At 55.5% G+C, this 23,887-nt stretch carries 19 protein-coding genes and 2 pseudogenes; 12 read left to right on the top strand and 9 right to left on the bottom strand.

Annotated elements, in window-relative coordinates:
- Positions 1-397: 397 nt before the first annotated feature.
- Positions 398-1,051, top strand: coding sequence for a DUF4136 domain-containing protein (locus tag ACIQ0R_RS02865; protein ID WP_395823484.1), 654 nt, complete (start codon positions 398-400; stop codon positions 1,049-1,051).
- Positions 1,052-1,177: 126 nt separating this feature from the next.
- On the opposite strand, the gene ACIQ0R_RS02860 is transcribed toward ACIQ0R_RS02865, so the two are convergent.
- From ACIQ0R_RS02860 to ACIQ0R_RS02845, 4 genes and pseudogenes are all read right to left on the bottom strand, one after another.
- Positions 1,178-1,363: a hypothetical protein gene (locus ACIQ0R_RS02860; protein WP_395823482.1), complete on the bottom strand. Its 186-nt coding sequence runs from the start codon at positions 1,361-1,363 to the stop codon at positions 1,178-1,180.
- Positions 1,364-1,390: 27 nt separating this feature from the next.
- Positions 1,391-2,365: pseudogene (locus ACIQ0R_RS02855) on the bottom strand (quinone oxidoreductase family protein).
- Between the two features lie 153 nt (positions 2,366-2,518).
- Positions 2,519-3,430, bottom strand: coding sequence for a DMT family transporter (locus ACIQ0R_RS02850; RefSeq protein ID WP_395823486.1), 912 nt, complete (start codon positions 3,428-3,430; stop codon positions 2,519-2,521).
- A 217-nt stretch (positions 3,431-3,647) separates the two neighbouring features.
- Positions 3,648-5,141: a helicase HerA-like domain-containing protein gene (locus tag ACIQ0R_RS02845; protein ID WP_395823481.1), complete on the bottom strand. Its 1,494-nt coding sequence runs from the start codon at positions 5,139-5,141 to the stop codon at positions 3,648-3,650.
- A 92-nt stretch (positions 5,142-5,233) separates the two neighbouring features.
- Here ACIQ0R_RS02845 and ACIQ0R_RS02840 point away from each other — a divergent pair, with 92 nt between their 5' ends.
- From ACIQ0R_RS02840 to ACIQ0R_RS02795, 10 genes are all read left to right on the top strand, one after another.
- Complete coding sequence (locus ACIQ0R_RS02840; protein ID WP_395823480.1) at positions 5,234-5,959, top strand: YebC/PmpR family DNA-binding transcriptional regulator; 726 nt, start codon at positions 5,234-5,236, stop codon at positions 5,957-5,959.
- Between the two features lie 11 nt (positions 5,960-5,970).
- A complete protein-coding gene (purD, locus tag ACIQ0R_RS02835; RefSeq protein WP_395823478.1) occupies positions 5,971-7,245 on the top strand; it encodes a phosphoribosylamine--glycine ligase in 1,275 nt (424 codons plus the stop codon).
- A 209-nt stretch (positions 7,246-7,454) separates the two neighbouring features.
- Positions 7,455-8,396, top strand: coding sequence for an oxygen-dependent coproporphyrinogen oxidase (hemF, locus tag ACIQ0R_RS02830; protein WP_395823477.1), 942 nt, complete (start codon positions 7,455-7,457; stop codon positions 8,394-8,396).
- Between the two features lie 13 nt (positions 8,397-8,409).
- A complete protein-coding gene (locus ACIQ0R_RS02825) occupies positions 8,410-9,078 on the top strand; it encodes a nicotinate-nucleotide adenylyltransferase (protein ID WP_395823475.1) in 669 nt (222 codons plus the stop codon).
- Positions 9,079-9,723, top strand: coding sequence for a ribosome silencing factor (rsfS, locus tag ACIQ0R_RS02820; RefSeq protein WP_395823473.1), 645 nt, complete (start codon positions 9,079-9,081; stop codon positions 9,721-9,723).
- 24 nt (positions 9,724-9,747) lie between these two features.
- The gene (gene rlmH, locus ACIQ0R_RS02815) at positions 9,748-10,218 is read left to right on the top strand and encodes a 23S rRNA (pseudouridine(1915)-N(3))-methyltransferase RlmH (protein ID WP_395823471.1); all 471 of its coding nucleotides are present in this window, start codon (positions 9,748-9,750) and stop codon (positions 10,216-10,218) included.
- Positions 10,219-10,315: 97 nt separating this feature from the next.
- Entirely contained in the window at positions 10,316-10,936 is a 621-nt protein-coding gene (locus tag ACIQ0R_RS02810) for a Maf family protein (protein ID WP_395823469.1), read from the top strand.
- On the top strand, positions 10,933-12,396 hold the full coding sequence (gene rng / locus ACIQ0R_RS02805; RefSeq protein WP_395823467.1) for a ribonuclease G: 1,464 nt from the start codon (positions 10,933-10,935) through the stop codon (positions 12,394-12,396). Before ACIQ0R_RS02810 ends, rng begins: the two co-directional genes overlap by 4 nt.
- A gap of 16 nt (positions 12,397-12,412) precedes the next feature.
- Positions 12,413-13,384 carry a glycosyltransferase family 8 protein gene (locus ACIQ0R_RS02800; RefSeq protein ID WP_395823465.1) on the top strand — a complete coding sequence of 324 codons (972 nt, stop codon included), beginning with the start codon at positions 12,413-12,415 and terminating at the stop codon, positions 13,382-13,384.
- A 103-nt stretch (positions 13,385-13,487) separates the two neighbouring features.
- On the top strand, positions 13,488-14,582 hold the full coding sequence (locus tag ACIQ0R_RS02795; RefSeq protein WP_395823463.1) for a glycosyltransferase family 9 protein: 1,095 nt from the start codon (positions 13,488-13,490) through the stop codon (positions 14,580-14,582).
- Here ACIQ0R_RS02795 and ACIQ0R_RS02790 read toward each other — a convergent pair.
- The 4 genes from ACIQ0R_RS02790 to dnaE all read right to left on the bottom strand — a co-directional run bounded on the left by ACIQ0R_RS02790 (position 14,542) and on the right by dnaE (position 22,283).
- A complete protein-coding gene (locus tag ACIQ0R_RS02790; RefSeq protein ID WP_395823461.1) occupies positions 14,542-15,666 on the bottom strand; it encodes a glycosyltransferase family 9 protein in 1,125 nt (374 codons plus the stop codon). The genes ACIQ0R_RS02795 and ACIQ0R_RS02790 overlap by 41 nt on opposite strands.
- Before the next feature lie 96 nt (positions 15,667-15,762).
- Positions 15,763-17,520 carry a lipid A export permease/ATP-binding protein MsbA gene (msbA, locus tag ACIQ0R_RS02785; RefSeq protein ID WP_395823459.1) on the bottom strand — a complete coding sequence of 586 codons (1,758 nt, stop codon included), beginning with the start codon at positions 17,518-17,520 and terminating at the stop codon, positions 15,763-15,765.
- Between the two features lie 3 nt (positions 17,521-17,523).
- Positions 17,524-18,762 (bottom strand): O-antigen ligase family protein, encoded by a 1,239-nt coding sequence (locus tag ACIQ0R_RS02780; RefSeq protein WP_395823457.1) that lies wholly within the window; start codon positions 18,760-18,762, stop codon positions 17,524-17,526.
- A gap of 53 nt (positions 18,763-18,815) precedes the next feature.
- Positions 18,816-22,283 (bottom strand): DNA polymerase III subunit alpha, encoded by a 3,468-nt coding sequence (gene dnaE / locus ACIQ0R_RS02775; protein WP_395823455.1) that lies wholly within the window; start codon positions 22,281-22,283, stop codon positions 18,816-18,818.
- Positions 22,284-22,390: 107 nt separating this feature from the next.
- On the opposite strand from dnaE, the gene ACIQ0R_RS02770 reads away from it, so the two are divergent.
- Positions 22,391-23,281, top strand: a complete 891-nt coding sequence (locus tag ACIQ0R_RS02770) for a sulfurtransferase (RefSeq protein ID WP_395823453.1) — start codon at positions 22,391-22,393, stop codon at positions 23,279-23,281.
- A gap of 108 nt (positions 23,282-23,389) precedes the next feature.
- On the opposite strand, the pseudogene ACIQ0R_RS02765 reads toward ACIQ0R_RS02770, so the two are convergent.
- Positions 23,390-23,752: pseudogene (locus ACIQ0R_RS02765) on the bottom strand (flavodoxin family protein); the annotation flags it as partial.
- Positions 23,753-23,887 lie beyond the last annotated feature (135 nt).

Here is a 23,887-nt window from a genome sequence, read left to right as displayed (position 1 = left end):
AGCAAGAAGTGGACGATGCCATTGCGGGACTGGAAGGGAGCACTTAACCGCTTCACTATCCAGTTTGAAGAACGGATGAAGCCGAATTAAACGAAATTCCGTTTACACAAAATCCAGCACACCCTCCCTCGCTGTCAACGTCGCTGTCTTGGTCGCTGTCTTGGTCGCGGTGATTGTGGCCGAGATTGCTGCTGCCATCACTCGCAGTTACAGAAAGTGACAAAGCAATAAAGCGGCGCCACCGGGACTTAGCTAAAATTGTTATTATCCGGCCGCAATGGCGATTGACCTCGACCGCCAGACAGAATCGACGCTCCAAATATGTGCCAGAAGCCACCAATGTCAATCAAGCAGACCGTGGAATTTCTCTGTACATACCCCACGAAGAGGAATCACAATGAAACGCTTTATCAGTCTCTCCAGTCTCTGTTGCGCTGCACTCATGCTACTGCTGGGCGGCTGCGCAACCGTCATCCGCAGCGACGTCACCGCCTTCAATGAGTGGCCGGCCGACCTGTCCGACAAGTCGTACGTGTTCGAGCGCACGACGACACAAGAAAATGACCTGGAATACAAGCGCTATGAAAACCTGGTGGGCGCCGAATTACAGCGACTGGGATTCGTGGCGCAAACGAGTGCCGGCGCGGCGCAACTCAAAGTCGCCCTCAACTATGACATTTCCGCACGCGCCGTCTATGAGACTGAACCGGTGGTCGCTGATCCGTTGTGGTACGGCCCATACGGCCCATACGGCCCATATGGCTGGGGTCGCCCGGGTTTCTATGGACCGTTCTATGATCCGTTTTGGTACGGACCGCAGGTGGTGGGCCAGCGTACATTCAACTACCAGTTGTTCCAGCGCCGCCTGAACGTCTCGATCAGCAGCGCCATCAACGGCAAGAAGTTGTATGACGTCACCGTCACCAGCGAGGGCAAGATCAATTCCCTGGCTGCGGTAATGCCGTATCTGGTACGCAGCGCATTTACCGACTTCCCCGGTAAGAGCGGCGTGCCGCACACGGTTAAATTGAAAGTGGAAGACAAGCAGTAACTGCGGCGTCAATCACTAAAAAGGCCCACGCTCTCACCACAGTGAGGGCGCGGGTCTTTTTTATTCTTCAACAGCGAAGCTAAATTGCGAAGCTAAATTGCAAAATTAAGTTGCAACATCACTTCTTTATGCGCCGCTATAGAACCACTCGCTGGCAACGGTAATACAGCCGATCAGAATCACCACCAGCACCAGTGCGATCAGCAAACGCCCGAACTTGGGCGAACCGTCGCTGCCGGCAGGCTGCTCTTGCGGATGATTCATCGGGTTGTCTGGATCGACATCCGGACGGTTTTTCAGAGGGTCGCTCATCGATACCTCATGTGCACAGGCGATGGATCAGGGAATCAGGATGGTGGACCCGGTGGTTTTACGCGCCTCCAGATCGGCATGCGCCTGCGCCACATCTTTTAATGCGTAACGCTGGTTGATGTCGATCTTGATTTGCTTGCTGTCGATCATCTGGAACAAATCGGCTGCTGCTGCATCAAGATCGGCACGGGTGGAGATGTAGCTGGGCAGCGATGGCCGGGTGATCGTCAGCGAGCCGCGCGAGGCCAGTTCATTGAGACTGAACGGCGGCACCGCTCCCGAGGCATTGCCAAAACTCACCATCGAGCCAAGCGGCGCCAGGCAGTCGAGCGAACCGATGAAGGTATCTTTACCGATCGAGTCATACACTACCGGCACGCCTTTACCGTCGGTGATTTCGTGCGCGCGCTGGACAAAATTCTCGGTTTTGTAATTGATGACATGAGTGCATCCGGCGGCACGCGCCAGGGCCGCCTTTTCATCCGAGCTGACAGTGCCGATCATCGTCACGCCCAACGCCTTGGCCCACTGGCTGGCAATCAGGCCGACCCCGCCCGCGGCGGCATGAAACAGGATGGTTTCACCGCCGCGCAACGGGAAAGTGCGGCGGAACAGATATTGCACCGTCAAACCTTGCAGAGTCATCGCAGCGGCGGTTTCAAAGCTGATGGCGTCAGGCAAGTTGACCAGAAAAGCAGCCGGCATGACGCGCATTTCCGCGTAGGCGCCATTCGGGCGGGTGGCATAGGACACGCGATCGCCGACTTGCAGATGATGCACATCAGGACCGACGGCATCGATCACACCTGCGGCCTCCTACCCCAGACCGGCAGGTAGCGGCTGCGGATACAAACCGCTGCGAAAATAGACGTCGATATAATTCAAGCCGCAGGCAACGTGCCGGACCCGCACTTCAACCGGCCCTGGCTCCCCCACCTCTACATCGACATACTCCATGACCTCGGGGCCACCGGTTTTAGACATCCTGATTGCTTTTACCATAATGACTCCTGCCCCTCATGATTAAGACAGATTGCAGCGAAACCCTGGACAGGTTTTCGGTTTTTTTATTGCTTCTTTATTGCTTCTTTATTGCTTCTTTATTGCTTCTTTATTGCTTCTTTATTGCTTCTTTATTGCTTCTTTATTGCTTCTTTATTGCTTCTTTTTTGAAATCAAGTAAATCCCCATCAACACCAAGGCGGTACCAGTCAATTGAATCGCGGTAATCGGCTCGTCCAGAATCAATGCTCCCAAAAACAGCGTGGATACCGGCCCCACCATGCCTGCCTGGGCCGATGTCGCCGGACCGATGCGCGCTACCGCAACCATCGTCAGGTACACCGGCAACACCGTGCAAAATACGGCGTTGATAACAGACAAGCCATACACTTGCGGTGCCTGCTGGAACAGAATCGGCAACGACCTCAGCAGCATGAACTGCAGGATGCAGGCAACACATGACACGCACATCGCATAAGCCACCAGCCGCATCGCCCCGACCCGGCTCACCAACTGGCCCGACAGCATCAGGTACAACGCATAGCTGACCGCTGCACCCAGCACCAAAGCACTACCCAGGCCGATATTCGCACCGCCAAGACGCACGTCATGCAAGAACACTAGCACCGTACCGAGATACGAAATCAGCAATGCGGCCCACTCCAGCCAAGTCACCCTGCGCCGATAAAACAAAAACGACATCAGCAACACAAATGATGGCGTCAAAAACAATATCAGGCGCTCCAGTCCAGCCGAAATGTATTGCAGCCCCAGAAAGTCGAGGAAACTCGACAAGTAGTAGCCGATCAGTCCCAGCACCACAATCCGCATCCGATCTGCATTCGACAACGACTTCTCGGTGCGGGCCTTCCATAGTGCTACCGCCGCAAACACCGGCAACGAAAACAACATACGAAACGTAATCAACAACACCGCATCGACCGGGTACCGATAAATCAACTTGGCTACGATCGCTTTAGCGGAAAACAAAATTGCGCCGGTGACGGCAATTGCCAATCCGCCCAAAAAAAGCTGGCGGCTGGTCTGATGGTGCGTGTTGCTCATGTAATACTCACGTTGGAATTGTAATGGGTATGTGAAGATCGCGTTGGCAACCGGTGGATTGATGAAACTCATATCGACCGATGGTTTAACAATCTCCAGCAAGCGCGAAGATGCTGCCTGTGCGCCATACGATGTGAAAAGCGAAAAACTCATTTTCGGAAGAATAAAGTCACCACGAACTCCGCACGTTTTTGCAATACATGGCAAGAGTCACAGCTCACTTCTTCTTCAGCAGCGATCCCAGCACGCCGCGAATCAGTTCGCGTCCGACCTGCGAGCCGATGCTGCGCGCCGCCGACTTGACTACCGCCTGGACCACCGTATCGCTGCGGCCCGAGCCGCCGCCGAGCAAGCCGCCCAGGACGCTGCCCCAGGATCCGGCGGCGGCGCCGGAAGAATCGGCACCTTCGCTGGCGGGCGGCGCTGCGGCTGCACGCCCTTTCAATATTTCATATGCCGATTCGCGATCAATCGCGGTTTCGTAGACCCCGGCGACGATTGATGTGGCGATCAGTTGTTTGCGCTCGTCGTCCGTAAGCGGGCCGATCTGCGATGCCGGCGGCAGGATGAATCCGCGTTCGACGATATTCGGGCGGCCCTTATCGTCTAAAAAAGACACCAGCGCCTCGCCCACGCCGAGCTCGCTGATGGCCTGTGCGGTGTTCAGTGCAGGATTGGCACGGAAGGTGGCGGCGGCGGCTTGCACTGCTTTCTGGTCGCGCGGCGTATAGGCGCGCAATGCGTGCTGCACGCGATTGCCAAGCTGGCCGAGGACGGTGTCGGGGATGTCCAGCGGATTTTGCGTGACGAAAAACACGCCTACACCTTTGGAACGGATCAGGCGCACTACTTGCTCGATCTTTTGCAGCAGCGGCTTCGGCGCTTCGCTAAACAGAAGGTGTGCTTCGTCAAAGAAAAATACCAGCTTCGGCTTGTCGAGGTCACCGACTTCCGGCAGACGCTCGAACAATTCAGACAGCATCCACAGTAGAAAGGTTGAATACAGACGCGGCGCATTCATCAGTTTATCGGCTGCCAAGATGTTCACCACGCCTTTGCCGTCGCCGTCGCCGTCAGTCTGGATCAGGTCGTCGATGTTGAGCATCGGCTCGCCGAAGAACTGTTCGCCGCCCTGTTCACCGATAGCGGTCAGGCCGCGCTGGATGGCGCCGATGCTGGCGGCAGAGATATTGCCGTATTCGCTCTGGAAGCTGGCGGCATTCTCGCCAACGTGCTGCAACATCGCCCGCAGGTCTTTCAGGTCCAGCAGCAACAAGCCGTTATCGTCGGCAATCTTGAACACCAGTTGCAACACACCTTGCTGAGTATCGTTCAGGTTGAGCATGCGCGCCAGCAGCAACGGCCCCATATCGGAGATGGCGGCCCGCACCGGATGACCTTGTTGGCCGTAAACATCCCAGAAAGTCACTGGCGTTGCCGCCCATTGCGGCGCGGTGATGCCAAGCGCATCCAGGCGCTGCCTGAGCTTGACCGAAGCGACGCCAGCCTTGGCCATACCGGACAAATCACCCTTGACGTCAGCCATGAAAACCGGCACGCCGCCGTCGGAAAGAGCTTGCGCGATCACCTGCAAGGTCACGGTCTTGCCGGTGCCGGTAGCGCCAGTGATACAACCGTGACGATTGACCAGCGCTGACAGAAGTAACAGGTCCTGCTGAGCATTTTTGGCTATCAAGAGAGGATTTGACATGTTTTCAGGTGCTCAGAAGTGGGATTTCAAGTATGTCCGATATGGTAAAATTGCCCTTTGATTATAGCTAACTAGAGCAAGAAAGAACCATCATGGCTGGACACAGCAAATGGGCCAACATTAAACACAAGAAGGCCGCCACCGACGCCAAGCGCGGCAAGATCTGGACGCGACTTATCAAGGAAATCACAGTTGCCGCGCGCATGGGCGGCGGCGATATCGACGCCAATCCGCGTTTGCGGCTGGCGGTAGACAAGGCATCAGATGCCAATATGCCGAAGGATAACGTCACGCGCGCTATCCAGCGCGGCAGCGGCAGCCTGGACGGCGTCAACTATGAAGAAGTACGCTACGAAGGCTATGGCATCAGCGGCGCCGCCATCATTGTCGATTGCATGACTGACAATAGAATCCGCACCGTGGCCGAAGTCCGCCACGCCTTTTCCAAGTTTGGCGGCAACATGGGCACCGAAGGTTCGGTGGCATTCATGTTCAAGCATTGTGGCCAGTTGCTGTTCGCCCCTGGCACCAATGAAGATGCGTTGATGGAAGCGGCACTGGAAGCCGGTGCCGAAGACGTCATCACCGACGAAGAGGGCGGCATCGAGGTCATCTGCGGCCCACACGATTTTGCAGCACTCAAGCAAGCCCTGGAACAGGCAGGCTTTAAGGCTGAAGTGGCGGAAATCATCATGAAACCGGCCACCGAGACCGTATTTACAGGCGACGATGCAATCAAGATGCAAAAATTGCTCGACGCCCTGGAAAATCTGGACGACGTACAAGAAATTTATAGCAACGCAGTAATCGAAGACTGATACAGGTTCATATGAAAATTCTGGTAGTGGGCTCTGGCGGCCGCGAGCATGCCCTGGCGTGGAAAATCGCCCAATCATCGCGCATTCAAACCGTCTTCGTCGCCCCCGGCAACGGCGGCACGGCGCTTGATCAACGGCTGGAAAACATCAATATCACGGATCCGGCCGCACTCGCCGATTTCGTCGAGCGCGAACATGTCGCGCTGACCGTGGTTGGCCCCGAAGTGCCGCTGGCCGCTGGCATCGTGAATATTTTCCGCGACCGCGGCCTGAAAATTTTCGGACCAACGCGTGAAGCGGCGCAACTGGAAAGCTCCAAAGATTTCGCAAAATCGTTCATGCAGCGGCACCACATTCCCACCGCTGAGTACCAAACCTTCTCCGATGTCGATGCAGCGCATCAGTATATCGACCAGAAAGGCGCGCCAATCGTCATCAAGGCCGACGGCCTGGCTGCCGGCAAGGGCGTGGTCGTCGCCATGAGTCTGGAAGAGGCGCATGCTGCGGTTGACATGATGCTATCCGACAATCGCCTCGGCGATGCCGGCGCACGCGTGGTGATCGAGGAGTTCCTGGCCGGCGAGGAAGCCAGCTTCATCGTCATGGTGGATGGCAAGAACATCCTGCCGCTGGCCACCAGCCAGGATCACAAGCGCCTTAAGGACGACGACCAGGGGCCGAACACTGGCGGCATGGGCGCGTATTCGCCGGCGCCGATCGTCACTCCGGCACTGCACGCCCGCGTGATGCGCGGAATTATTACGCCGACCGTACAGGGCATGGCCAAGGATGGAATCCCCTTCAGCGGCTTTCTGTATGCCGGCCTGATGATCGACGATCACGGCAATCCAAAGACACTGGAATTCAATTGCCGCATGGGCGATCCGGAGACCCAGCCGATCATGGCACGCCTGAAAACCGACCTGTTGACGGTGATGGAACATGCCGTCAACGGCTCGCTTGACAGCGTCGAACTGGAATGGGATCGTCGCACCGCGCTGGGCGTCGTGATGGCAGCGGCCGGTTATCCGGATGCGCCACGCAAGGACGACCTGATCTCCGGGATTCCTGCGGAAACCCCAGACAGTGTAACTTTCCATGCTGGCACCACCCTCACCGGCGAACGTCTGACGACCTCCGGCGGCCGCGTGCTGTGCGTGGTCGGCTTGGGCGACAGCGTCAAGATGGCGCAAAAGCAAGCCTACAATGTGATAGACCAGATCCATTTCAGCGGCGCGCAATTCCGCCGCGACATCGGCTGGCGGGCATTGAAGAAACATGCCTGAATCAGTCTGACTGAGTTGCATTGTTACCCCGTCACCTTCGCCAGCGAGGGAGGCCAATTGGCAGCATGAATTGAATTGGCAGCCTGAATTGGATTCCCGGATTGGCGGGAATGACGGGATCTCCTAGGCGTGATCGGGCTTTATCTCAGCAAGCCGATGTTTTTTATTGCAAAACAAACCGGCATCCTATTTCTTCTTTTTTCAGCACGATGAGCGCAAACATCACCCTCGATAGCCCGGCCAACGCCGTCAAGTCTTACCTGCTGGACCTGCAGGCAACCATCGTCGCCGCACTCGAACAGATCGATGGCAAGCCGTTCGGCAGCGATCAATGGCAGCGCGCCGAGGGCGGCGGCATCTCGCGCATCATCGAAGAAGGCAATGTGCTGGAGCGCGGCGGCGTCGGCTTTTCGCATGTGATGGGCAAGAACCTGCCACCCTCGGCAGCGGCCAACCGTCCTGACATCGCCGGTCGCCAATGGGAGGCCATGGGGGTATCGCTGGTCATGCATCCGCGCAATCCATTTGCGCCGACCGTACACATGAACGTGCGCTTCTTCATCGCTTCGGCAGAAGGTAAGGCGCCGGTGTGGTGGTTTGGCGGCGGCATCGACCTGACACCGTATTACGGCTTTACCGAAGATGTCGAGCACTTCCATCGCAGTTGCCGGGATGCGCTGATGCCATTCGATGCTGCGGCGATCGAACATGGCAACGGCGCGCTCTACCCGCGCTTCAAAAAATGGTGTGACGATTATTTCTACCTGAAACATCGCCAGGAACCGCGCGGGGTTGGCGGTATTTTCTTCGATGATTTCAATGAATTGGGCTTCGAACAGAGCTTTGCCATGATGCAGAGCGTGGGCAATGCCTTCATACCGGCCTACACCCCGATCCTGGCGCGCCGCAAGGATATTCCCTACGCTGAAACCGAGCGGGATTTCCAGGCATATCGCCGCGGACGCTATGTTGAATTCAATTTAGTGTATGATCGCGGCACTTTGTTCGGTCTGCAATCAGGGGGACGTACCGAATCCATCCTGATGTCGATGCCGCCCGTGGTCAAGTGGCGCTACGATTGGCAACCGACGGCGGCCAGCCCGGAAGCCCGGCTTTATTCCGATTTCCTGGTCCATCGCGAGTGGATTTGATGGACAGTTCGCAATGACATCCAATCACACTCCGCGGCCATGCATCGCAGTTCTCGGTGGCAGTTTCGATCCGGTGCACAATGGTCACGTTGCCCTGGCGAAATATTTTGCAACCCTGCTGACCCCCGATGAATTACGCGTCATCCCGGCCGGTAACCCCTGGCAAAAGCATGGATTGGAAGCTACGGCGGAACAGCGAGTCGAGATGGTGCGGCTTGCATTTAGCCGGCAAAGCGTACCAGTGGTCATCGACCAGCAGGAAATCCGGCGCCAAACCGCAACCTATACGATAGATACGCTGCAGTCATTGCGCAGCGAACTGGGCGCGCAGGCTTCGATCGTTTTCCTGATGGGTGCGGACCAGCTGCAGCACTTGAATGCCTGGCAAGGCTGGGACCGGCTATTTGACTATGCCCATCTAGGTGTAGCCTCACGCCCTGGTTTCGCCATGGATGAATCGAAAGTGCCAGCCGAGGTCAGGCGCGAATTTACACGCCGCGCCGCCACCCCGGAACAGATTCGTCAGAGCGCCCATGGCTTGACCTACCTGGCAAAAAATCTGGCTGTAGATATTTCCGCAACAGAAATACGTACCGCACTGCACAAGGCCAAAAGACCCGATACGCTGGTCCCGGCGGCAGTACTGGACTATATTGAACAACATCATCTCTATAAGAATTAAATGGATATCAAAAAACTACAAAGTCTCGTCATCGATGCGCTCGAAGACATCAAAGCCCAAGACATTCGCCTCTACGACACGACTCACCTGACTGGTTTGTTCGATCGTATTGCGATTGCTTCTGGTACCTCCAACCGCCAGACCAAGGCACTGGCCTCCTCGGTGCGCGACAAAGTCAAGGAAAATGGCGGCAACATCCTCAGTATCGAAGGTGAGGACACCGGAGAATGGGTGCTGGTCGACATGGGCGACATGGTCGTCCACATCATGCAGCCGGCAATCCGCGCCTACTATCGCCTGGAAGAAATCTGGGGCGACAAGGAAGTCAAGTTCGGTGCTGCCAAGCGCATCTCTACCCGCACCGCCGCCGAAGAAGAAGCACCGAAGAAGATCTCGCGACATCTGACGACTTCGCAAGCGTTGAAGCCGGAAGACGACACCCCGAAGAAAGCCCCGGCGCGCAAGAAACCGGTCAAAACTGACGGCACCAAGAAAGCAGTCGGCAAGACCATCAAGGTGGCTCCGGCGAAGAGTTCTGTTCCACCGAAGAAGACGGCTGCGCCAAAGAAAGCCCCTGCTAAGAAGCCGGCTGTCAAGAAAGCGGCTGTGAAGCGCGCTCCGGCAAAAACCAAGGCAGCAGAATAAGCTGCTGCAGAAACAGCTTCAGTCATGCAGCTCATCATCGCTGCGGTCGGCCACAAGATGCCGGCCTGGATCGAAAGCGGATTCGGCGAGTATGCGAAACGCATGCCGCCGGACTGCCGCATCGTCCTCAAGGAAATCAAACCCGTAGAACGCTCCGGCAGCAACACCGCAGCCTCCGCGATGGCGCTTGAACGTAGCCGGATTGAGGCAGTGCTGCCGAAAGGTGTGTACATCGTCGCCCTCGACGAGCGTGGCAAAGACCTCGCCAGCGTCCAACTATCGCAGCAACTGACCCGATGGCAGCGCGACGGCCGCGACGTTGCCTTCATCATAGGCGGTGCCGACGGCCTCGATCCCGAGTTCAAAGGCAAGGCCGACAGCCTGCTGCGCATCTCCAGCCTGACTTTGCCACACGGCATGGTACGGGTATTGCTAGCAGAACAATTGTACCGGGCTTGGTCGATTACCCAGAACCACCCCTATCATCGGGTTTAAATTGCCGCTTGGCAGCAAACAATACTACACCGACAACCCCGTATCTCTGTAATAATCGCTGGAAACATTCGACGACACATCCGCCGTAAAGCCAGCAATGAAAAATCCTTTCCAGAAAATCTATCTTGCTTCGAAAAGTTCGCGCCAGCGCGAACTGCTGCGGCAAATCGATGTAGCGTTTGAGTTGCTGCTGTTGCGCGACCAGACACCACGCGGCTCCGACGTCAGCGAGGAAGTACTACCGGACGAAGCCCCTCTCGCGTATGTCACCCGGGTCACGATGGAAAAAGCCCGCTCGGCGCACCAGATGATGGTCCGGCGCAGTTTGCCGGTGCGACCGATTCTGGCGGCAGACACTACCGTCACCATCGATGACAAGATCCTCGGAAAACCAGCCAACAAGGGAGAAGCAGTTGAAATGCTGCGCCGGCTATCGGGACGTAGGCACCAGGTACTGACCAGCGTTGCGGTCATCCACCATGAACAAACCTGGCAACTCACGCAGGTTTCCGATGTCTTATTCCAGCAACTGAGCGATGCCATGATCAATGCTTACTGTGAGACCGCGGAGCCGTACGACAAGGCGGGCGGCTATGGCATCCAAGGCCCGGCGGCAATTTTCATCGAAACCATCCGCGGCAGCCACTCTGGCATCATGGGCTTGCCCCTTTTCGAAACCGCGCAACTATTACAACAGGCAGGCATCCGCATCCTATGAGCGAAGATATCCTCATCAACATCACGCCCCAGGAAACCCGCGTCGCGCTGATTTTCCAGGGTGCTGTGCAAGAGTTGCATATCGAGCGTACCTTGTCGCGTGGCCTGGCCGGCAACATTTACCTGGGGAAGGTGGTACGCGTGCTACCGGGAATGCAATCGGCTTTTATCGATATCGGGCTCGAGCGTGCTGCGTTCCTGCACGTCGCCGATATCTGGGAAACCCGCCCACACGATGGCCAGGCAGGGCAACAGACGCCGATTGAGAAATTGCTCTACAACGGCCAGTCGCTCACAGTGCAAGTGGTCAAGGATCCCATCGGCACCAAGGGGGCGCGGCTGTCAACGCAAATCTCGATCGCTGGCCGCATGCTGGTATATCTGCCGCAAGACCGCCATATCGGCATTTCGCAGCGGATCGAAAACGAAGCCGAACGCGAACTACTGAAAAGTAAAGTGCAAAAGCTGCTGCCGCCCGATGAAAAAGGTGGTTTCATCATCCGCACCATGGCGGAAGATGCGCCGGATGCCGATCTGCAAATGGATATCGAATATCTGCGCAAGACCTGGTCTTCAATCACGCAGCTGGCCAAATCCAAGCCGGCGCCGACGCTGCTGCACCAGGACCTGAGCCTGGCGCAACGCGTACTGCGCGATTTCGTCAACGATGAAACGTCGACGATTCAGGTCGATTCACGCGAAAACTTCGTCAAACTGCAGGACTTCGCGGCCAGCTACACGCCGTCGGTGACGGCGCGCCTGATGCACTATACCGGAGAGCGTCCGCTGTTCGATCTGTATGGTGTCGAGGAAGAAATACTGGAAGCGCTGAGCCGCCGTGTGCCGCTCAAATCCGGCGGCTATCTGATCGTCGACCAGACCGAGGCAATGACCACGATCGACGTCAACACTGGCAGCTTCGTCAACGGCCGCAATTTCGACGACACCATTTTCAAAACCAATCTGGAAGCGGCCCATGCCATCGCACGCCAGCTGCGCTTGCGCAACCTGGGCGGCATCATCATCCTTGATTTCATCGACATGGAGAATGCCGAGCACAAAGCGGCGGTGCTGGCGGAGCTGCACAAGGCGCTGCTGCGCGACCGCACCAAAAAATCCGTATCGAAATTTTCTGCGCTGGGCCTGGTCGAAATGACCCGCAAGCGCACCCGTGAATCGCTCGCGCATATCCTGTGCGAGCCTTGCCCGGCCTGCAACGGCAAGGGGCAAGTCAAGACCGCGCGCACCATCTGCTACGAAATCCTGCGCGAAGTGCTGCGTGAAGCCAAACAGTTCAATCCGCGCGAGTTCCGCATTCTGGCTTCACAAGTGGTGGTCGACATGTTCCTGGAAGAAGAATCGCAGCATCTGGCGATGCTGGGCGACTTCATCTGCAAGCCGATTTCGCTGCAAGTGGAAACGACTTATCCGCAAGAGCAATACGACATCATTCTCATGTAAGGTTTTTAATAGACAAATGCACAGCTCTTCAGATCAAGTTTGCGCAACACCGGGAAAAGATACTTCTTTCCATATCGCTTTCTGCGTCGACGACCACTATTGCCGCAGCATGGGCGCGACCATCACCTCGATTATCGATAACAGCCCGGGTGTGACATTCACTTTCCACGCATTCGCTTTTGCGCTGTCCGACGACAATCGCAGACAGTTCAAGAAGCTGGAAGAAATTTACGATCTGAAGACGCACATCCACATCATCGATCCGGCGGTGTTCCAGCGGTTTGCGCACATCTCGCAGCTCTCCTATTATTCGCCGACCATCTTCACGCGATTGCTGATTCCGTCGACGCTCAAAGGTATGACCGACAAGGTTCTGTATCTGGATGCCGATATCCTGTGCGTCGGCAGCATGGCAGAGCTGCTGCAAATGGATTTCGGCGAGAACGCGGCAATTGCCATACCGGACGCCGACGAGACCACGCGCCGCCGTTGCGCCGCATTGCGGTTATCGTCACAAAAATATTTCAATTCCGGCGTCGTGTACATGAACGTCGATACCTGGCTGGCCAAAGAAATCACCGAAAAAACCATCCACGCGATCCTGGAAAACGGCAAGGATTACCGCTTCCCGGATCAGGATGCGCTCAATGTGGTGCTGGAAGGTCAGGTCAAGTACATCGACCGCAAGTGGAATTTCCTCTACGACCTGATCCACGACCTGGAAAAAGACAAGCGCCAGATGCGCGATATCGGCGCGGTTGTCTTCATCCACTTTGCCGGCGCCGTCAAGCCCTGGAACAACTGGTGCCTGCACGCATCGCGCGATTTGTTCGCCAAATACCACGCGCTGTCTCCCTGGGCCGACCTGCCGTTGGACGAAGCCCCACGCAATTACAAGGAGATGCGGATGTTTTCCCGCTTCCTGATGAAACGCGGGCAAGTATTCGACAGTTTCAAGTGGTACATGAAATACCTTGCGGCGAAATAATGGTCCAAGAATTAACCGGAGGTGATAATCGTAGCAGCCGCCCCGGCGTCCGGTTACACTTTCAGCAACGCATTGTCCCTATATAGCTTCCACCGATCTAACAATGGCAATAAACAGTACGCATGTCCTGATATCCCGCACCGACAATATCGGCGACGTCATCCTGACGCTGCCGATTGCGGCTTACCTGAAGCAACATTTTCCGGCGCTCAAAATCAGCTTCCTATGCCGCAGCTATGCGGCGCCGGTGGTCAGGCGTTGCCGCAGTATCGACGAAGTGGTTGAGCTTGAAGGCTTCCTGAAGGATCCGTCCGCCTATTTTGCCAAGGCCAACGTCGACACCATCATCCTGGCACAACCGCTCAAGTCCCTGGCGGTTATCGCGTTCAAGGCGCGTATCCACAACCGCATCGGCAATGCCCGCCATAAGCTCTACCAAATGTTGTGCTGTAATCGCCGGGTGCGCTTCAAGAAGGGCAATTCGGGGCATCACGAAGCGCAGTTCAACTTCGAATTCCTGCGCCCTTTCGGTCTCAACACCATTCCGGACCTGACGGAAATTATCAAGCTATACGACTTCGATATTCCCCACGTCCCGGAAATTGACCAGTTGTTCAAGGCACATCCGTTTAACCTGATCCTGCACACCAAATCGAACGGTCACGGACGCGAATGGCCGATCGGCCATTTCACGGCGCTGGCCAAACAGTTGAGTCGATACCCGGATATCCGCTTGTGGCTCACAGGCAGTGCGGCGGAAGGAAACTGGCTGGAAGAACATGCGGCTGAATTATTGCAGCAGCAGAACGTCAGCAACGTCTGCGGCAAGTTCACGTTGGATGCGTTGAGCTCCTTCATCAAGGGAGCCGATGGCTTGATCGCAAGCGGTACCGGTCCGCTGCATGTTGCAGCCGCGATAGGGCAGCGTGCACTCGGTTTGTTCCCGCCGACGCGACCCATGCACCCTGGCCGCTGGGCGCCGTTAGGGCGCCGTGCGCAGGCACTGGCGCTGCCGGTGAGCTGCCCTGGCTGCATAGACAGCAAAGCCGACAGCTGCGCCTGCATGGAAAATATCAAACCCGAAACGGTCGCCGATATCGTCCTGCAGTGGCGCCAGGAAGTGCAGGAATCAAAAAAAACGTCGACGCTTGTGTCAGCTATTTCCGACTCAAGACCTCCGTCACCTGCGTCACCGTAATCGCACTTACCCAATCACGGCGATTCGACGCCGTGATCACGACACTGCGCTCGCGGTCAAGCGGCACCCATTCAGGATTTTTCTGGCGCATCAGAGCCACCACCGGAACGCGAACCGCATTGGCGAGATGCATCACCGCCGTTTCAACCGACACGATCAGATCGCATTCCAGCAACATTGCCGGCAGTTGGAAGAAGTTCTCCTGCGCACTGAACAAGCGAATCTGACCCGCTGCATGCTGCTCGAAGAATGCCGTGGCATTCGCCATTTCTTCGGGCACAACGTTGACGATGAAATGTGTGCCACGCCATGCTTCCATGCTGTTTAGCGCAGCAACTAACTCAACCACGCGCGCCAATGGCCAGCAGCGTTTCTTGGTCTTGGCGTAGGGATTGATGAGCAGCAGCTTGCCTTGATTCGACGCAGGCTGGTCCTGATATTTAAAGCCCCACTCCTTCAACTGATGCTTGGCAGATTGCTGCCATTGCGCAGGAATTGTCACGAAAGGGAAACGTGAAAGAGGCGTAGTGACGATGCCAAACAATTGCTGGAACCATCCGGCATAAACGTCGCTGATATGCGTACCCGCACGCACCTCGTTGTCCGGATCGAGAGCCACATCCAGCTTGCGATAAGCACGCCGCCGGCTAAAGGCAAGGATACCTGAAGGCCTCTTCATGCCGGCCACCAAACCGCGCGGGCTGATTTGCCGCGCCAGCGCGGCATACATCGGCGGCCGCAAAGTCGACAACGAGACCGCCAACGGATAATCCTGCTGCTGCGCCTCGGCAATCGACTGTTCAAACAATGCCGGGCTATACGTCTGCTGATAAATCCTGGCGGCAAACGGACATTCTGCCAGCCAGTCGTACAGCGCATATTTTTTCAGGTAAGGCCATGCTGCCGCGTTGTCTGTGCGCCGCACTTCATCCACCCAGATATGTATCTCGATATGCGGGAAAGCTCGCGCGAAGGCCTGGAAACAATTCTGTAGATAGGTAAAATCGCCAAGCGCAAGGTGTGCAATGAACAATATCTTGTCGGTTTTCTTCAGTGCTTCGCTCGAAACAAGTTGTGATGTCATGATTGTTTGTGGTTTTTCTGTTGTCGCTTTGTGTTGACTTAGAACAGTGGATCGGCGATCTCAAGCAATGATGCTCAAAACTATATACTTTCAGCGTTACCCTTCTACGTTGACGTCCTCGCCGGAAAACTGCAGGCGATACAAATTTGCATAAGCACCTTGTTTATCGAGCAGTTCTTTATGCGTGCCGACTTCAACAATGCTGCCGTTGGAGAGCACCGCAATACGGCTGGCGCGTTCAATCGTCGACAAGCGGTGCGCAATCACAAACGTAGTGCGTCCCTCCATCAACTGATCCAACGCAGCCTGTACCGCGCGTTCCGATTCGCTATCGAGTGCCGATGTCGCCTCGTCCAGGATCAGGATCGGCGCGTCCTTGTAGATGGCGCGCGCCATCGCCAGACGCTGACGCTGACCGCCGGACAAGCGCGAGCCGTTATCGCCGATCGGCGTGTCGTAACCCTCTGGCAGGGCGGCAATCATCTCTGTCAAATACGCAGCTTTAGCAGCCGCCTCGATGCGCGGCCGATCCGGGGTATCGTCGCCATAGGCGATATTGGCGGCAACCGTGTCGTTGAACAGCACCACGTTCTGACTCACCATGGCGATCTGTTTGCGCAAACTGGAAAGCGATATACCTTCAATCGGCATATCATCGAGCAGGATACAACCTTCTGTGACGGAGTAAAATCCCGGGATCAGGTTCACCAGCGTTGATTTACCGCCGCCGGACATGCCCACGAAGGCGATAGTTTCTCCCGGCTCAACGCGCAGGTCGATTTCCTTCAAAGCCGGCTTCTGCTGGCCTGGGTACGCGAACCCGACGTTGGAGAATTCGATCTTGCCTACGGCACGCTGCACCAACTGCTTGCCGCCGCTGCGCTCAATCGGGCTGTCGATCAGCTTGAACACGGCTTCCGCCGCCGCCATGCCGCGCTGCAGCGGTCCGTTCACCTCAGCCAACTGTTTGAGCGGCACTTGCAACGCGATCATCGCCGCCAGAAATGAGACGAAATCTCCCGCGGTAAGTTGGCCGTGACCTGCTTGCACCAGCCCCATGGTGATCATCACCGACATCGCGCAAGCCATCATGATTTGCGTCACCGGAACGGTTGCAGCAAAGGCGCTGGTCATGCGCATACTGTAGTGGCGGATATGTTCGGCCGATTCCGCGAATCGTTTGCGCTCGTAAGTCTCGCCACCAAACACCTTGACGACCTGTTGCGCGGGCGTAATTTCTTCTATTACCTGCGTCAATTGTGCGTTGACGTCGAGCGAATCCTTGTTCAGCTTTTTCAAGCGCTTGGCGGTGGTCCGCACCACCAAGACCATCAACGGCATCAACACCAAGGCGACAATCGTCAATTTCCAGCTGATGAACAGCATGTAGCCCAGCAAACCCGCTACCGTCAGCACACAGCGCACAATCGACGTAAACAGCTTGCTGATCATTTCAATGATTTGCTGCACCTCAAACATGATTGAATTGATCACGCGCCCCACCGTATGCGTGGCATGAAAATCAATCGACACGTTCAGGATGCGATCAAACATTTGTTGCCGCAATGTCGTCAATACGCGGCTCGACACCCAGTTAGTCATATAGGTTGTCAAAAATGTAGAAGCGCCGCGGGCAACAAATGCGCCAATCACCGCGACCGGCACCAGCCACAGCGGAAACGTCGGTTTTTCCACAAACCCGTTATCCAACAAAATCTTGAAAATGTAGGCCACCAGAGGTTCGGTCGCGGCTGTGATCACCATCCCGAGTAGCGCAAGAGTCATACGCCTCATGTAGGGTCGATGCAGTATTGCCAGACGCTTGAAATAAGTTATATAGGGAGATGAGCTCATCGGTCAGTCTACTTTAAGTTCTTTTTTGCGCTTAATGATGATCGCAAGGAACGTCGCAACGCTCATACAATAAAAACCGCCCAGAACTGTCCAGAAAAACATCAGGTCGGTAAGTCCGAATATAAAGAATCCAATGCAGAGGAGTACTCCCATTGCAGCGGCTGCTCTAACGTCGCGGTCGGAATGACGCATGTCCCTGAAAAAATAGTATGCAGGAACGCAATATATCGATAAGTTCGCCAAAAATCCGAATATTCCCAATATAGTCAGGTTAAACAAAAGTTCATTATGGGAATGCGCTAAAGACGCCGCGGCAGTACTAATCTGATTTTTGGCAGACAACGCTTCCAAGCCTATTCCGAAATTCTGACGTCCTATTCCAAAAGCCGGGCGCTGTTTGAATAGCTCCCAGGAAGCTCGCCAAAGTTGCAATCTGATCCCCAACGAAGTATCAACATTCCCCCCTTGCATATAAAGAGAAATATCCGATTTTCCCTCCGCGATTCTGGTTTCCACCTTATCGCTGAAAGTAAACACGGATCCCACTACAACAAGAGAAAAAATTAACAGCATCAACTTATGACAAAGCTGGACTCCCCAGGACATGATCATAAAAATGATAAAAAAAGGAATTGCAATCCAAGTACCTCTGGACTGTCCTAAGATGGAGATATATATGCTGGTAACGAAAATGAGAAATTTCAAACCGATGATCATTTTGTTGCTGTGATGATTCCAGCCAATTGACAGCAGCGTCATGCAACCCATTAAAAGAGCGATATCAGAAAAAGCGATAATCAGCAGAAATCCGATATTACTCGGCCTGGATATGCCTCCATCGGTCACCAAATAGATCTTGATCGCTGCAGCAATGACACCGCAAATCAAAGCCCATTGGATACTCTTGAGATATTTAAGGGGAGCCGCCAAGACTATCCAGAAGATTGGCGCAAAGATCGCAAGACGCAGTGCACGGTCATATTGCTTCGCCTCAAAAGTTCCCAGCGATAACTGATTGAACATGACAGCGATAAACAAGGATCCCATGGCCAAATGAAGCGGCCAATAGCCTTTTAAAATTTCACCGAACGCAATACCCATAGGTTTGCGGCGCAAAACCAATGCAACTACGCTACAAATCAAAAGCAGATACAAACACGCATTACCCGCATTATGCAAAACAATAGTTACAGCAGGAAACAACACAACGGCCAGAATGACAGGCCATCTAATATAAGACAAATTGACTCTCCTGGAGTGGGTTAAATGTAAGAGCTCTGGTAAGTGCACCAGAGTTAATATTCCACAGCGACGTTGCCAGATCCCATTTTTTCAGACAAGGCCGTCTGCAAGCCATCGCTAGGAGACACTCGCCATTCATCACCGAGCACTATTTCACAAGCTACACCGTCACCAGTGTAGCGAAGCGTCATCGGCAAGCCGTTATCTGATCGATGCGACGACAACATATCCTTTAGCTGTACAGCATTCATTTTCTGAGAAGCTGATGACAGCGACAACACAATCTGCCGGCCGAAATGGGTGCGTGCGGTAGCGATATCCATCACTTTTTCAGCCGACACCCGCAAGCCACCATTGAATCGGTCTTCCGAGACCTTGCCCTGCACCACCAGGAATTCGTCTTCCTTAAAGAAGGCCTTGTTCGGTTCGAACTGCTCGTTATACACGGTAACATCGACTGTGGCACTGCCGTCATCCAGCGTGACGATCATCATCTTGCCGCGCTGCGTCATCTGCGCTCGCAAGCCGGAAATGATTCCGGCCAGTGTGCGCGTTTCACGCGACGGCTCCAGGCTGCCCAGCGGCGTGCGCGCAAAGCGGCGCGCTTCGGCAGCGTAGGCATTGAACAAGTGGCCGGACAGGTAGAAACCGAGCGCGGTCTTTTCTTCGGTCAGTTTCTGCTTGTCGCTCCACGGTGTGACCTGCAAGTATTCGATCGGCGCTTCGAGATCGCTGTCGTCGCCGCCGAACAGGCTGACCTGGTTGGCCGAAGCCAGCTTCTGGTCGGCAGCCTCCATCGCGCGGCCAACCGAGGCCAGCAGGATTGCGCGATCAACCTTGAAGCAATCGAAAGCGCCGGAACGGATCAGCGATTCTATGGTGCGGCGATTGATCTGGCGCTTGTCGACCCGCAGGCAAAAATCGAACAAATCGACGAATGGCTTTTCCTTGCGCGCAGCGATGACCGCTTCGATCGCGTTCTGCCCCGAGCCCTTGACCGCACCCAGGCCGTAGCGGATGAAAGTCGCTTTCTTGCCGGGTTCGCCTTCCGGCGTAAAACGATAGTCGGAGAGGTTGATGTCGGGCGGCAGCAAAGTCAGCTTACAGACATCGAGCGCATCTTCCACCAGAATCTTCACCTTTTCCGTGTCGTCCATTGCCAGCGACAAGTTGGCGGCCATGAACGCGGCGGGATGATGCGCTTTCAGATAGGCCGTGTGATACGACAGCAACGCATAAGCAGCGGCGTGCGACTTATTGAAGCCGTAGCCCGCAAATTTCTCCATCAAGTCGAAAATTTCGTCGGCCTTGGCTTCGGACAAACCGTCCTTGGCCGCACCGCCGCGGAAAATCTGGCGATGCTCGGCCATCTCTTCAGCCTTCTTCTTACCCATCGCGCGCCGCAGCAAGTCAGCGCCGCCGAGCGAATAACCGCCAACCACCTGCGCCATCTGCATCACCTGCTCCTGGTACACCATGATGCCGTAGGTCTCAGACAGAATGCCTTCAGTGCGCGGATCTGGATAATCAAAGCGTTCGCCGTGCTTACGTTTGCAGAAATCTGGGATCAGATCCATCGGACCGGGACGGTACAACGCCACCAGCGCAATAATGTCCTCAAAGCGATCTGGCCGCGCATCTTTCAGCATGCCCTGCATGCCGCGGCTTTCCAACTGGAATACGGCGACTGTTTTAGCGGCGGTCAGCAACTCGTATGAGGCGCGGTCGTTGAGCGGCAGTTTCTCCAGACTGAAATCAGCCATGGCCGGGTCGAGCTGTTTGATGTAACGCACCGCGCGATCAAGAATCGTCAGCGTGGTCAAACCCAAGAAGTCGAACTTCACAAGACCGACGGCTTCAACGTCGTCCTTATCGTATTGCGAAACCACGCCAGAGTCGCCGCCCTGCGTGTAGAGCGGGCAAAAATCAGTCAGCTTGCCAGGCGCGATCAACACGCCGCCGGCGTGCATGCCGATGTTACGAGCAATGCCTTCGACCTGCTGCGCCAGGTTGAGCAGTTGCTTGACCTCTTCCTCGTTCTCCAGGCGCTCGGCCAGCATCGGCTCTTCCTGGATTGCATCGGCAATCGTCACATGTTTGCCCGGCTTGAACGGGATCAGCTTGGAAATGCCATCGCAAAAATTGTAGCCAAAATCGAGCACACGGCCGACATCACGAATCGCGCCTTTGGCTGCCATGGTGCCGAAAGTGGCAATCTGCGACACCGCATCCTTGCCGTACAGGTCCTTGACGTGCTGGATGACGCGGTCACGGCCTTCCTGGCAAAAGTCGATATCGAAGTCGGGCATCGAGACCCGCTCAGGGTTGAGGAAACGTTCGAACAGCAGGTTGTATTTAAGCGGATCGAGATCGGTAATCTGCAGCGAATACGCCACCAGCGAACCAGCACCGGAACCGCGACCCGGCCCCACCGGCACGCCGTTCTGCTTGGCCCAGCAGATAAATTCCGCAACGATCAGGAAGTAACCGGGGAAACCCATCTTGATGATGGTGTCGGTTTCAAACTTCAATCGGTCCTGGTATCGCTGGCGCTGCTGTTCGCGCCTGGCTTCGTCCGGATACAAATGTAGCAGCCGCAACTCCAGTCCTTCTTGCGACTGCTGCACCAGAAAATCGCCGATCGTCATGCCAGCCGGCGTCGGGAAATCAGGCAATTTTGGCTTGCCCAACTGCAGCGTCAGGTTGCAGCGCTTGGCGATCTCGACCGAATTTTGCAATGCAGCTGGCATATCGGCAAACAGCTCGGCCATTTCAGCCCGCGTCTTGAACGATTGCTGATCGTTAAAACGTCGCACGCGGCGCGCATTGGCAAGCATCTCGCCTTCGGCGATACAGGTGCGCGCTTCATGCGCGATGAATTCTTCTTTGTTCAGGAACTGAATCGGATGCGTCGCCACCACCGGGACACCGGCCTTGGCCGCAAGTGCCACCGCCTGCCGCAAATGCGGCTCCATGTTTGGCTGATCGACGCGCTGGATCTCCACATAGAAATTGTCAGGAAAAATCGCGGTCCAGCGTTGCAGGCAGCGCTCCGCTGCCTCGATGTTGCCGTTGTCGATAGCCATACCGACATCGCCGAAATGGGCGCCGGACAGCGCAATCAGGCCGTTGCCGTCGCTGTGGCTCTTCAGTTCTGCCAACCACTCGGGGCGAATTTCCGCACGGCCGCGGTGCAGATTTTCGAGCCAAGCGCGTGAGAGCAGTTCGCACAACTGCAAATAGCCGTTACGATTCTTGACCAGCAGCAGCAGGCGCGACGGCTTGTCGCGATCGTCGTCGTTGGTGATCCAGACATCGCATCCGATGATCGGCTTAACACCTTTGCCGCGCGCGGCCTTGTAGAACTTGACCATGCCGAACAGATTGGCCAGGTCGGAAATGCCAAGCGCTGCCTGGCGATCCTTGGCAGCGGCTTTGACTACGTCATCTATGCGAACCAAGCCATCGAAGATGGAATACTCGGAGTGCAGGCGGAGGTGGATAAATTGCGGTGTCGTCATGGGCGATATTTTACCCTGCCGCCCCCGGGTACCATCGGCAAAATTGGGCAATCCCGTCAGCCGCGTTTATAATACTGACAAATCAACGACTTACCGAGAAACAAGCCATGCAGTCCCGTACTCCTTACGTCAATATTGCCGCTTACAAATTCGTTACTTTCGACAATACAGCAGAGAAACGCCCGGAATTTCTCGCAATTTGTAAACAATTGGAGCTAAAAGGAACGATCTTGCTCACTCCGGAAGGCATCAACCTGTTTTTAGCCGGTTTGCGTGAACAGATCGATCAATTCCTGGCTTGGCTACGCGCAGATGCGCGCTTTGCCGACCTCGAAGTGAAGGAAAGCTATTCGGAGAAACAGCCATTCACACGCATGCTGGTCAAGCTGAAGGCCGAAATCATCACGATGAAGCACCCTCTGATCAAGCCTGAGCTTGGCCGCGCACCCGCGGTGGAAGCCAAAACCTTGAAGCGTTGGCTGGATCAGGGTCATGACGACGACGGCAAGCCAGTTGTCATGTTGGATACCCGTAACGCATTTGAAGTCGACGTCGGCACATTTCACAACACGATTGACTGGCGCATCGAGAAATTCAGCGAATTTCCGGCAGTCGTGGCGGAACACAAGGACGCGCTGGCAGACAAGACCGTTGTCACCTTCTGCACCGGCGGCATCCGCTGCGAAAAGGCGGCAATCCGTATGCAAAATATCGGCTACGAAAGCGTCTACCAACTGGAAGGTGGCATCCTCAAGTACTTCGAAGAATGCGGTGGTGCGCACTATGATGGCGATTGCTTCGTGTTCGACTATCGCACCGCGCTTAATCCGCAGTTGCAGGAAACCGCGACCGTGCAATGCTACGCCTGCCGCGCCGTAGTGACGCCACGCGAGCAATTATCACCGCGCTATGTGGCCAGCAAGTCCTGCCCGCATTGCGTGCCGGAAGAAATAACAACGCCGCTGGAGGCAACTGCCATCCAAACAGCAGCAAACTGAGCGCCACCGCGCAAAAAAATCCCACAGCCAATTGCCTGTGGGATTTTTTCTTCTGGGAAGATTACATGGCCGCAGTCAACACACAGCCGGCGGGGCCATCCAGTCTGATTACTTGAATTTCTGCGCAGTCTCGGCAACCCGCTTGCCGAATTGTCTGGCGGTTTCCAGGTCACCCGCCGCTGGCCCCTCTTCCGGCGACGAGTCGGATGGGCTTTGCGCCAGCGCACCTGAAAAACCACCGACAAAATTGACATCATTACGTTGTGCCGCCTCGCTACTGGCAGGCAGCAGCCCGGTGCCGACCCACACCATGCCGTGCTGCATCGCAAAAGTGATCAGGTAACTGATAGTGCTCCCTTTGTCACCGTTCATGGTCGCCGAATTGGTGAAGCCGGCTGCTACCTTGTCTTTCCATTTCTGGCCAAACCACTGCTTGGATGATGTATCTGCAAATTTTTTGAACTGCCAGGACTGAGCTTCCCTCGATTTTTCGTCTTCCAACAGGTGGCTTTTATGCCGCCTGTTTTTCCTGATGTTGCTCAGTGAGCCAGTCATCTAAATACTGGCAGGGTGAACGATAACCAAGCGTCGAATGCTGCCGTTGGC

Origin of the sequence: Collimonas sp. (assembly GCF_044339385.1) — a bacterium.
GTDB lineage: Bacteria > Pseudomonadota > Gammaproteobacteria > Burkholderiales > Burkholderiaceae_D > Collimonas.
Note: the sequence above shows the minus strand (reverse complement) of the source record. Positions and strands in the feature narration are given on the sequence as shown.

Coding starts and splice junctions, on each gene's coding strand:
- ACIQ0R_RS02865 (WP_395823484.1), top strand. CDS start 398: ATGAAACGCTTTATCAGTCTCTCCAGTCTCTGTTGCGCTGCACTCATG.
- ACIQ0R_RS02860 (WP_395823482.1), bottom strand. CDS start 1,363: ATGAGCGACCCTCTGAAAAACCGTCCGGATGTCGATCCAGACAACCCG.
- ACIQ0R_RS02850 (WP_395823486.1), bottom strand. CDS start 3,430: ATGAGCAACACGCACCATCAGACCAGCCGCCAGCTTTTTTTGGGCGGA.
- ACIQ0R_RS02845 (WP_395823481.1), bottom strand. CDS start 5,141: ATGTCAAATCCTCTCTTGATAGCCAAAAATGCTCAGCAGGACCTGTTA.
- ACIQ0R_RS02840 (WP_395823480.1), top strand. CDS start 5,234: ATGGCTGGACACAGCAAATGGGCCAACATTAAACACAAGAAGGCCGCC.
- purD (WP_395823478.1), top strand. CDS start 5,971: ATGAAAATTCTGGTAGTGGGCTCTGGCGGCCGCGAGCATGCCCTGGCG.
- hemF (WP_395823477.1), top strand. CDS start 7,455: ATGAGCGCAAACATCACCCTCGATAGCCCGGCCAACGCCGTCAAGTCT.
- ACIQ0R_RS02825 (WP_395823475.1), top strand. CDS start 8,410: ATGACATCCAATCACACTCCGCGGCCATGCATCGCAGTTCTCGGTGGC.
- rsfS (WP_395823473.1), top strand. CDS start 9,079: ATGGATATCAAAAAACTACAAAGTCTCGTCATCGATGCGCTCGAAGAC.
- rlmH (WP_395823471.1), top strand. CDS start 9,748: ATGCAGCTCATCATCGCTGCGGTCGGCCACAAGATGCCGGCCTGGATC.
- ACIQ0R_RS02810 (WP_395823469.1), top strand. CDS start 10,316: ATGAAAAATCCTTTCCAGAAAATCTATCTTGCTTCGAAAAGTTCGCGC.
- rng (WP_395823467.1), top strand. CDS start 10,933: ATGAGCGAAGATATCCTCATCAACATCACGCCCCAGGAAACCCGCGTC.
- ACIQ0R_RS02800 (WP_395823465.1), top strand. CDS start 12,413: ATGCACAGCTCTTCAGATCAAGTTTGCGCAACACCGGGAAAAGATACT.
- ACIQ0R_RS02795 (WP_395823463.1), top strand. CDS start 13,488: ATGGCAATAAACAGTACGCATGTCCTGATATCCCGCACCGACAATATC.
- ACIQ0R_RS02790 (WP_395823461.1), bottom strand. CDS start 15,666: ATGACATCACAACTTGTTTCGAGCGAAGCACTGAAGAAAACCGACAAG.
- msbA (WP_395823459.1), bottom strand. CDS start 17,520: ATGAGCTCATCTCCCTATATAACTTATTTCAAGCGTCTGGCAATACTG.
- dnaE (WP_395823455.1), bottom strand. CDS start 22,283: ATGACGACACCGCAATTTATCCACCTCCGCCTGCACTCCGAGTATTCC.
- ACIQ0R_RS02770 (WP_395823453.1), top strand. CDS start 22,391: ATGCAGTCCCGTACTCCTTACGTCAATATTGCCGCTTACAAATTCGTT.